Annotated in this window: 2 protein-coding genes; both read left to right on the top strand. The window is 31.9% G+C overall.

The genetic code is table 11. The features are described from left to right. On the top strand, positions 1 to 343 hold a 343-nt coding region (locus HPC67_RS15630), incomplete at its 5' end, for a hypothetical protein (RefSeq protein ID WP_217589834.1). A 28-nt stretch (positions 344 to 371) separates the two neighbouring features. Continuing rightward, the coding region (locus tag HPC67_RS15635; protein WP_425514328.1) for a hypothetical protein at positions 372 to 815 on the top strand (444 nt) is incomplete at its 3' end.

The raw sequence follows: 815 nt of genomic DNA on the forward strand, positions 1-815 counted from the left end.
AGTTCTTGAAGCATGGGAAGATTGGAAAGAAGACGCTTTGGATGATGCTGACTATAGTAAGGTTGAAAACAACTTTGATATTTTGGCTTTTTCTAATGAATGGGGATTTAAAACAACCAAACAATTTGTTAATATGTCTTCTTTGCTGAGTATAGCTTATAAAGAAAACATTATTACTTTAAACCAAAAAGAAAAAATTGAAATAAAGCGAAATAAAACGGATAAGCTGTTGTCAAAATCCAAGATTAATTTAGAAAAAGAGCTTAAAAAAGTGAGTGTTGAAACAGTAGAAGAGATGAAAGCATCTATTCAGGAAAAATATGATAGACAAACGAGCGAGTAAATTTTAATAGAATATTAGGAGCTTGTCTATGAAAGTGAAATTTACAATCATCTATTTTGCTTTGATACTTTTTCTTGTCGGTTGTTCAAATGAAGACCAACCTAAAGACGTTGCACAAAAAACGGTCGAAGATCAAGCAGAAAAACACGATGAAACTGAAAATGAACCGATTGATGTACATGATAAAAAAGAAAAAAAGAATGATCAAAAAGATAAAGCAACTTTGCAAGTACCTAGTATAGAATTTAATAACTTACCTAATGTACCGATTAATGCTTCTGATATAATTCATCAAACTTCAGGAGAATTCGCTATGTTCTCTTGGGATGATCAACAGAAGTCTGAACTATTGAAAGCCATTAATAAACTGCAGCCATTACCAAAAGATGCAACCGATGAACAGTTAGACGACTATTATCGATATTTGTATTCACTAGTCGCAGAAGATTTTCCTGATCCCCAAGACACAATA

Origin of the sequence: Lentibacillus saliphilus (assembly GCF_019093865.1) — a bacterium.
Classification (GTDB): Bacteria; Bacillota; Bacilli; order Bacillales; family Amphibacillaceae; genus Lentibacillus_B; species Lentibacillus_B saliphilus.